Here is an 8,666-nt window from a genome sequence, read left to right as displayed (position 1 = left end):
GGGAGGTGCCGCGGACGGCCGGGCGTCTCGTCGGCCGGGAAGCGGCCGCCGCCCGGCTCGACGCGGCGGTGGCCGCCGCGCCGATGACCACGGTGACCGGGATTGCGGGAATCGGGAAGACCCGGCTGGTCGCCGACTACGCGCACCGCCACCGCGCCGACCTCGACGTGGTCTGGTGGGCCGACGCGGGGCGCGGCGAGCTGATCGGGGACCGCGTCCGCGAACTCGCCCCGCGGCTGGACCTGCCGTCCCGCGCCGAACCCGCGGCCGTACTCGCCCAGCTCGACCGGACCGGCTGCCGGTGGCTGCTCATCCTCGAGGACGCGGCGGACCCGGCCGAGCTGCCCGACTGGCTGCGGCCGGCCGACGCCGGCCGGATTCTCGTGACGTCCCGCAACCCCGACTGGGACCAGGCCGGCGAGGTCGTCGCACTCGACCCGTTGGAACGGACGGAATCGGTGGCGCTGCTCGCCGATCGGGTCCCCACCGTCGACCGGTCCGGGGCCGCCCTGATCGCGCAGCGCCTCGGGGATCATCCGCTGGCCCTGGAACAGGCGGCTCGCCGGATGGGCCAGGACCGCCTCCCGGCCGACCTCTACCTGGCAGTCCTGCGCGACACCCCGGAGCGGGTGCTCGGCGAGGGAGACGTACCCGGACGGCCCGGGGTCACCGTCGCCACCCTGTGGGACGAGCCGATCCGTCGGGTCGCCGCCGACCATCCCGCGGCCAGCGAGCTGCTGCGCGTCGCCGCACATGCCGACGACACCCCCCTGCCACTGCGGGTGATCGATTCCGACCCGCTGGAGCTGGCCGGTTCGGTCGCCGCACTGGAACGCGCCGGCCTCGCCCACCGCGACGGCCCCGGCCTGGCCCTGCACACCCTGGTCCGCACCGCCGTGCGCGCCGACACCGCTCCCGGCGAGGCCGACCGGTACGTCGACACGCTCGGCCGGCTGCTGCACGCCGCCCTGCCGGAGAACATCGCCGGCAATCCGGCCGCCTGGCCGGCCTGGCGCGAACTGCTCCCGCACACCCTCGCGACCCTGGAGGCGACCGAACCGTCCGCCGACACCCCGCGCACCGCCTGGCTGGCCGAACACACCGCCGCCTACCTGGCGGAGCAGGGCCATCCCGACCGGGCCGTCCCCCTCGCCACGCGGGCGGCCGCCGCCCACGAGCGCCTCGACGGCCCCGACCACCCGGACACCCTCACCGCCCGCGAAACCCACATCCGCGTCGCCCTCGAAGCCGGCCGCGTCGACGAAGCCGGCCCGCTGGCCGCCCGCAACGCCACCGACCGCGAACGCGTCCTCGGCCCCGACCACCCGGACACCCTCACCAGCCGCGATTCCCTGGCCAGGGCCTACCAGCAGGCCGGCCAGCTCGACCACGCGGGCGCCCGCTTCCAGGCCAACCTCGCCGACCGGGTACGAGTCCTCGGCGACGAACATCCCGCCACGCTGGAGAGCCGCCATCGACTCGGGGCCGTTCTCGACGACGTCGGCCGCAGCGACGACGCCACCCGGATCCTGCGTTCGACCATGACCGCGCGTGATCGCATCCTCGGAGCCGACCACCCGGACACCCTCCGCGGACGTCACGATCTCGCGCTCGCCTACCGCAAGATCGGAGCGACCGGCGACGCCGCGCCCCTGTTCGACCAGACCCTGACCGCCCGCGAACGCGTCCTCGGCCCGAACCATCCCGACACCCTGAACACCCGCCACCAGCTCGGCATGACGTATCACCAGGCCGACCGCGCAGACGAAGCGGCTCGGGAACTCGACGAAGCCCTCACCGGCCGCGAGCATGTCCTAGGGCCTGACCACCCCCGCACGCTCGACTCCGCAAACGCCCTCGCCCGCGCCCACCTCGACGCCCGGCGGCCGGAGGCGGCCGTTGCCCTGTTCGACCGTGCCCTGGCCGGCCGCGAGCGTGACCTTGGCCCCGACCACTCGGAGACCACCGAGAGTCGACGTGGCCTCGGCACCGCCTACCTGGCGAGCGGCCGGCCGGACGACGCGACGCCGCACTACGAGCGCGTGCTCGACCGCCACGAGCGGGTGCTCGGCGCGGCACATCCGTCGACGCTGGCGGCCAGGGACGAGATCGCGAACATCTACCGGAACGCGGGGCGGCCCGAGTCAGCCCGCCACCATCTCGAACGACAGGTGAGTGAACGCGCCCGAACCCATGGGGTGGCCGATGCCCGGACCCTGCGCGCCGTGGATCAGCTCGCCGAGGTCCACGGCCAGACCGGCCGGCTGCCCCAGGCCGTCGACCTGCGGGAACGCGCTCACGCCATCCGCGAGCAGACTCTCGGCCCCCGCCACCCCGACACCCGCGTCGGCCGCGACGCCCTCGCCGGCACCTACCGGCAGGCCGGCCGGGCCGCGGACGCCGTCCCGCTCTACCGGCAGGCCCTCAACGACGCGATGCGCGAGGAGGGACCCATGCATCCCGACACGATCCGGGCCCGCCGCACCGTCGCCGACAGCGCGGAGCAGGCCCGGGGCGAGCGGCCAGCGGACCTCGAACGGCCGGCCCCGCCCGAGCGCACGCCGCCGGCAGAGCCCGGTCGTCTGCGCCCCGGCCCGTGACGGCCGGCCGCGCGTGGGTCAGCGCGGGTCGCCGGAACCGTCTGGCCGCGAAGGCGTGTCATCGTCCTCGGTAGGCCGACCGAAGTTCTCCAGCCGGTCGAAGAGGCCCTGCCTGCCGCCGTCTCCTGCCGGCCGCGCGTCCGTGGGACGTTCTGGCTCCCGCTGCTCGCCGGTCTCGGTGTCCCGCCCGGTTGTTTCCCGCTCCGCCCGCAGCTTGTCGATCAGCTCCCCGTTGATGCGGTCGAGCAACTGCTGACCCCATTCCGCTTCCTGCCGGGCGGCGCGTTGTTGGGACCATTCCTCGTCCATCCGGGCGTTCGAGGCGTGGCTGAACGAGCCGTCCCAGTCGACGGGGCGCAGCGGGGGGTCGGGCTTGGGGGTCGGTGTGGACTGGTCCGCGGCGGAGTCGTCGGCGGACGGGTCGGGCTCGGGCTGGCTCTCGGCAGGGGCGTCGGTCATGGCGGTCCTCCGGTTACTGAGACTGCCAGTGATGATCCCACTGCTGCCGGTTCGCCGGTATCGGGTGGTCAGGACAGGCCGTAGACGCGGTGGGCGTTGTCCGTGCAGATCATTCTGGCGATGCGGGTGGCGTCGGTGGGGGTCCAGGCGTCGTCGTCGATGCCGTCGTTGAGAAAGGTGGCCAGGCCGCGGCGGAACAGGACGGCGCCGAGGAGGAACAGTTCAGCGAGGGCGAAGGCGTCGGTGGAGAACAGGAACTTGCCGAACGGGGCGAGTTCGAGGGCTTGCGCGAGGAGCGCGGCGGAACCGCGGCCGGTGCTGTGCACCGCGAGGCCAAGGTCGAGGTGCACGTTCCCGAAGACCTGCGCGAGATACGCCGCCTCTCGGTGGTACGGGTAGCAGTGCAGCAGCAGCACGCTGACGCCCGTCGGGGCGATCGTCCGCAGCAGGCCGGTGAGCAGCAGCGGGTTGCCGCTGGCGAGGTCAAGGTCGCTGTCGCCATAACCGGCGTGGATCTGCACTGGCAGCCCGGCGTCCACGCCGCACCAGATGAGGAACGAGTGCAGCACCGGGTCGTGGAGGCGGATCGGCGCGCCGGCCCGGATCTCGTTGATCCAGGTGCGGGTGGCGGCGGCGACCGCACGCTCGCTGGGCCGCCGTTCCGGCAGGTCCAGTCCGGCGCGGTAGGCGGCGACGGACTTCACCGCGACCGTCGACGGGTCACGTCCGCTGATGCGATCGCGCACCGTGTCGGCGAGGTGGCTGACGCCGATCTGGCCGGTGAGCACGTCGACGGCGGCGAGTTCGGCGACCCGTTCGAGGCGCAGGATGTTGAGCCCACGGCCGCCGGCGAGGGCGGCGAGTTCGGTGGCGCTGGTCAGCGGTTCGGGTTGGAAGCCGGTGTCCACGCAGAACGTGGCGATGCCCGCGGCGGTGAGCAGCCGCCGGTGGACCTCCTCGTGGCCGAGTTCGGCCCGACGCTCCAGGTAGGTCTCCGGGTTGGCGTGCGGCGGCAGGTCGAGGACCGGCGCGCACCAGCGACGCAGAGCGAACCCGACCTGGCTGTCGAAGACGGTCGTCCCGGCCGGGCCGGGGACGTCGGCCTCGGTGAGCATGGTCTCGAACTCGGGCCGGGTCAGGTCACGCTGGACGAGCCCGTGACAGTGGTGGTCGACGAGCGGGTGATCGACGATCTGATGGCCGACAAGGCGATGGCCGGCCAGTGGGTGATCGGCGACTCCGAGACGCTCCATCCTTGGGAGATCCCCCCGGACGGGCCGCTCATGCCTCCCAGCCGCTGCGACAGAGAGTCAGCCAAATTTGTGCACACGACTTGTGGATAACCTGTGGATGACTGGAGCCTCCCTGGGGACAGTCGGAACGATAGCCGGTGATGTTGGCGTGTTATCAGACTTTCTTGTCGCGAAGACAACTGTGGAAAACCCAACTTCGCCGCGAGGGTGACGTACGGTTACGGGCATAGCGATGGCCCTCTGCCGCAACCCTCTGTGATGAGGGCGGCCTGTCGCCACTCGCGTGGCGTTGAAGCAGGAGTTGTTCGTCCCGCGCAGGCATGAGTGGCCCCGGTCACGTTACTTTGGCGCGTGTGCGCGTCACGACCCCACAATGAGGCGCACCCGTCCGAGGAGCCGCGTGTGCACAAGGTTCTGGTCGCCAACCGTAGCGAAATCGCCGTCCGCGTCTTCCGAGCAGCCCACGAACTGGGCCTGCGCACAGTCGCCGTCTACACCCCGGAGGACGTCTCCGCCCTGCACCGGACGAAGGCCTCCGAAGCATATGAGATCGGCGGCCCAGGTCATCCCGTCCGGGGTTACCTCGACATCGACGCCCTGCTCGCCGTCGCCAAGCAGGCCGAGGTGGACGCGCTGCACCCCGGCTACGGCTTCCTGTCCGAATCGGCGGTGCTCGCCGAGGCCTGCGCATCGGCGGGCATCACCTTCGTCGGCCCGCCGCCGGCGGTGCTGCGCCTGACCGGGGACAAGGTGGCGGCCCGCGACGCGGCGATGGCGGCAGGGCTGCCGGTGCTGCGGGCGTCCGCGCCGCTGCCCGACGGTGCCGGCGCCGCCGAGGCGGCCGAACAGGTCGGATTCCCGCTGTTCGTGAAAGCGTCCGCCGGTGGTGGCGGGCGTGGTCTGCGCCGGGTCGAGCGACCCGCGGACCTCGCCGACGCGGTCGGTAGCGCGTCACGGGAGGCCGCCGCCGCGTTCGGCGACGGCACCGTGTTCCTGGAACAGGCGGTGACCCGGCCCCGGCACATCGAGGTCCAGGTGTTCGCCGACGGCTACGGCAACATCATCCATCTGTACGAGCGGGACTGCTCGGTGCAGCGCCGCCACCAGAAGGTCGTCGAGATCGCCCCGGCGCCGCGCCTGGACGAGGCACTGCGCGCCAGCATCTGCGCCGACGCGGTCCGCTTCGCCCGCCATGTCGGCTACGTCAACGCCGGCACCGTCGAGTTCCTCCTCAGCGCCGACGGCAGTTACACGTTCATGGAGATGAACCCCCGCATCCAGGTCGAGCACACGGTGACAGAGGAGGTCACCGGCGTCGACATCGTCGCGGCGCAGCTGCGCGTCGCCGCCGGGGAGAGCCTCGCCGACCTCAACCTCGAGCAGGAGAAGATCGCGCTGCGCGGCACCGCGATCCAGTGCCGGGTCACCACCGAGGACCCGGCGGACGGCTTCCGGCCCGACACCGGCACGATCAGCTTCTACCAGTCGCCGGGCGGCCCCGGCGTCCGCCTCGACGGGGCGACCTACGCCGGCGCCGAGGTCAGCCCGTACTTCGACTCGCTGCTGGTGAAGCTCACCACCCGCGGCGGCACCCTGGAGAAGTCCGCCCGACGCGCCCGCCGGGCGCTGGGGGAGTTCCGCATCCGCGGCGTCCGGACGAACATCGACTTCCTGTCGATGCTGCTGGCCGACCCCGACTTCCTCGACGGCGGGGTGACCACGTCGTTCATCGACGAGCGGCCTGAGCTGCTCGCGCCCGGCCAGGGCACCGACCGCACCAGCCGCATGCTCGCCCGGCTCGCGCAGAGCACCGTCAACGGCTACGCCCGCCCGGCGACGCCGTTGGTCGACCCGCGGATCCGGCTGCCCGCACTGCCCTCGGCATCCGCGGGTGTCGGCGCCGGCGCCGAGATCGGGCCGGGCGCACCGGTCGGTGCCGGCCTCGCCGTGCCGGCGGGATCGCGCCAGCTGCTCGCGGAGCTCGGGCCGGCCGGCTGGGCGGCCCGACTGCGCGCGCAGGAGGCGCTGGCCGTCACCGACACCACCCTGCGTGATGCCCACCAGTCGTTGCTCGCGACCCGGCTGCGCAGCTTCGACATCCTGGCGGCCGCGCCGACGTTCGCGGCGCTCACCCCGAACCTGCTCAGCCTCGAGGCCTGGGGCGGCGCGACATACGACGTGGCGCTGCGCTTCCTCGCCGAGGACCCGTGGGAGCGCCTGGCGGCGCTGCGCTGCGCCGCGCCGAACATGTGCCTGCAGATGCTGCTGCGCGGCCGCAACGCCGTCGGCTACACCCCGTATCCGGATGACGTGGTGCGGGCGTTCGTCGCGGAGGCCGCCGCCACCGGCGTCGACATCTTCCGGATCTTCGACGCGCTGAACGACTTCGAGCAGATGCGCCCGGCGATCGAGGCCGTCCTGGAGACCGGCACGGCGATCGCCGAGGGCACCCTCTGTTACACCGGCGACCTGTCCGACCCCGGCGAGCAGATCTACACCCTCGACTACTACCTGCGCCTCGCCGACCAGCTCGTCACCGCCGGCGTGCACGTCCTGACAATCAAGGACATGGCCGGGCTGCTGCGCCCCACCGCCGCGTCGACGCTGGTCACGGCCCTGCGGGAACGGTTCGACCTGCCCGTCCACCTCCACACCCATGACACCGCCGGCGGCCAGCTCGCCACCCTGCTCGCCGCGTCGGCGGCTGGGGTCGACGCCGTCGACGCCTGCGCCGCCCCGATGTCCGGCGGCACCAGCCAGGTGAACATGTCGGCGTTGGTCGCCGCGACCGACCACACCCCACGGGCCACCGGCATCGCCCTGTCGGCGCTGTCGACGATGGAGGCCTACTGGGAGGCCGTCCGCGACCTGTACGCGCCGTTCGAGGCCGGGCTGCGGGCGCCCACCGGCGCCGTCTACCGCCACGAGATCCCCGGCGGGCAGCTCACCAACCTGCGCCAGCAGGCGATCGCGCTGGGCCTCGGCGACCGCTGGCCGGCCGTCCAGGAGGCCTACGCGGTCGCCAACGAGCTGCTCGGCAAGCCGATCAAGGTGACGCCGACCAGCAAGGTCGTCGGCGACCTCGCGCTGTTCCTGGTCGGTGGCTCGGTGGACGTCGAAACGCTGCGCGAGTTCCCCGAGCGCTACGACCTGCCCGCCAGCGTCCTCGGCTACCTCGCCGGGGAGCTCGGCACCCCGCCCGCCGGGTTCGCCGAGCCGTTCCGCGAGCGGGCGCTGGCCGGGCGCCACCCGGCCCCGCCGAACGCGGTGCTGGACGCCGCCGACGCCGACGAGCTGGCAGCCGTCGGCACCCGGCGCCGGGCCGCGCTGTCCCGGCTGCTGTTCCCCGGGCCGTGGAAGGACTACCTCGGCGCCGTCGACAGCTACGGCGACTCGTCGGTGATCCCGACCGAGGGCTACCTGTACGGCCTGCGTCCCGGGCAGCCCATCGGGGTCACCCTCGAACCCGGCGTCGAGATCATGGTCGAGCTGGAGACCCTGTCCGAGCCGGATGACGCCGCCATGCGCACCCTCTACCTGCGGGTCAACGGACAGCCCCGGCCGGTGCGGGTCCGCGACGCGTCGATCACGGCGACCACCACCGCGGCCCGCCGCGCCGACCCGGGCGACCCGAACCAGGTCGGCGCCGGCCTGCCCGGCATCGTCACGTTCGTCGTCGCCCCCGGCGAGACCGTCGCCGCCGGCCAGAAACTCGCCGTCGTCGAGGCGATGAAGATGGAGGCCGCCGTCACCAGCCCCGCTGCCGGCACCGTTGCGGAACTCGTCCGCACCAGCGGCGACTCCGTCGAGGTCGGCGACCTGCTTCTCGTCCTGCGACCGTAGGCCCGGTGGGCGGGTCCGGATCTTTCCGGGCCCGCCCCGGCGTCACCATGTTTTTCGGTGTGGTTGGAGGAGGACGAAGAGGGAGTCGTCGAGGTTGAAGGGTCCGCCGTCGCGGGTGTGGATGGTGGTGGGGGTGATGTGGCGGGTGGTGTCGGTGAGGTGGGTGTCGGTGTGGTTGGGCTGGGGTGGTGGTGGTGTGCTGGTGAGGGTGGTGTTGCCGTGGTGGTCGTGGACGGTGATGGTGCCGTTGGTGGTGCGGGTCAGGGTGAGGTTGTGGTTGTGGATGGTGCGGTGGTGGGTTCCGCAGACGAGGAGCAGGTTGTCGATGTTGGTGGGGCCGTTGTCTTCCCAGGGGATGAGGTGGTGGAGGTGGATGAAGTGGGTGTGCTGGCAGGTGGGGTACTGGCAGCGGCCGCGGTCGCGGAGGTGGACGGCGTCGCGCAGGCGGCGGGTGGGGAGGCGTTGTCGGCGGCCGAGGTGGAGGGGGTTGTGGTGGGTGTCGGTGAGGAGG

The 8,666-nt window shown here is 72.8% G+C and carries 5 protein-coding genes; 2 read left to right on the top strand and 3 right to left on the bottom strand.

Translation table 11 applies throughout. The features are described from left to right. Nucleotides 1–2,600: tetratricopeptide repeat protein (locus MXD58_RS13885; protein WP_250609378.1), on the top strand; the 2,600-nt coding region annotated here is incomplete at its 5' end. 18 nt (nucleotides 2,601–2,618) lie between these two features. Here the strand turns inward: MXD58_RS13885 and MXD58_RS13880 are convergent. Continuing rightward, nucleotides 2,619–3,059 carry a hypothetical protein gene (locus MXD58_RS13880; RefSeq protein ID WP_248837625.1) on the bottom strand — a complete coding sequence of 147 codons (441 nt, stop codon included), beginning with the start codon at nucleotides 3,057–3,059 and terminating at the stop codon, nucleotides 2,619–2,621. A gap of 68 nt (nucleotides 3,060–3,127) precedes the next feature. Next, nucleotides 3,128–4,312: an amidohydrolase family protein gene (locus MXD58_RS13875; RefSeq protein WP_248837626.1), complete on the bottom strand. Its 1,185-nt coding sequence runs from the start codon at nucleotides 4,310–4,312 to the stop codon at nucleotides 3,128–3,130. Nucleotides 4,313–4,714: 402 nt separating this feature from the next. On the opposite strand from MXD58_RS13875, the gene MXD58_RS13870 reads away from it, so the two are divergent. Next, the gene (locus tag MXD58_RS13870) at nucleotides 4,715–8,155 is read left to right on the top strand and encodes a pyruvate carboxylase (protein WP_248837627.1); all 3,441 of its coding nucleotides are present in this window, start codon (nucleotides 4,715–4,717) and stop codon (nucleotides 8,153–8,155) included. A gap of 42 nt (nucleotides 8,156–8,197) precedes the next feature. Here the strand turns inward: MXD58_RS13870 and MXD58_RS13865 are convergent. Beyond that, nucleotides 8,198–8,666, bottom strand: a 469-nt coding sequence (locus MXD58_RS13865; RefSeq protein ID WP_248838040.1) for an HNH endonuclease, incomplete at its 5' end; no start/stop codon positions are given.

Origin of the sequence: Frankia sp. AgKG'84/4 (assembly GCF_023242965.2) — a bacterium.
GTDB lineage: Bacteria > Actinomycetota > Actinomycetes > Frankiales > Frankiaceae > Frankia.
Note: the sequence above shows the minus strand (reverse complement) of the source record. Positions and strands in the feature narration are given on the sequence as shown.